This is a genomic window from Arthrobacter sp. Y3223164, from assembly GCF_059091005.1.
The window spans coordinates 1-820 of the sequence record NZ_JBNHGF010000697.1; the positions used below are offsets into that span (position 1 = coordinate 1).

Consider the following 820-nt stretch of genomic DNA (forward strand, 5'->3'; position numbering starts at 1 on the left):
CCCGGTGGGACGGCCGCAGCCGCCGCCGGCAGCGACGCCAACCCGGCGACCGGCGCGCTCTCGGTACGTCCGCCGCGTTCCGAGGTGGTCCGGCGCACGACCGAGCGCGACGAGGCAATGAACGCCAAGCCGCTGGCTGGACGGATCCTGCAGGTGGTCCTGGCGGTGCTGTTCCCGCCGCTGCTGATCATCGGTGCCATCCGGCTGGTGGCCACGCCGTTGTTCCTCTGGGCGGAATACCACCGCCCCGGGTTCCCGGCCGACAGCTTCGGCTTCAGCACGGAGGAACGGATGACCTACGGCTCCTATGCGGTGGACTACCTGCTGAATTTCGCCGGCCCGCGATACCTGGGAGACCTCTCCGGCCCCAACGGCGGCAGCCTGTTTTTGGACTCCGAGGTCAGCCACATGGCCGACGTGAAGGGCGTGTTCCTCGCGACCATGCTTGCCGGGGCGGTCATGCTGCTGCTGGCCGTCGTCGCAGTGGTCTACCTGGCCCGCCGCTACCACGGGGGGATCCGGCGCGGCCTGTTCGCCGGTTCCGCCGCGACACTGATCCTGGTCCTGCTGCTGGGCGTCCTGGGGGCGCTCAACTGGCAGCAGTTCTTCACCGAGTTCCACCGGATCTTCTTCGCCGACGGCACCTGGACCTTCTTCGTGGACGACACCCTGATCCGCCTGTTCCCGGCCCAGTTCTGGATGGACGCCGGAATCGTCATTGCCCTGCTGGTGCTGATGGTCTCCTCGCTGGTGCTGGCGCTGACCTGGCCGACCCGCGCCCGGCGGAACCGGAGCGCCGCCGCCGCCGAAGAACAGCGCC

General features: G+C 69.4%; 1 protein-coding gene. It reads left to right on the plus strand.

The features are described 5' to 3' along the window. Positions 1 to 820 (plus strand): TIGR01906 family membrane protein (locus AC5RUJ_RS17475; protein WP_494156404.1); only part of this gene is annotated, 820 nt, incomplete at both ends.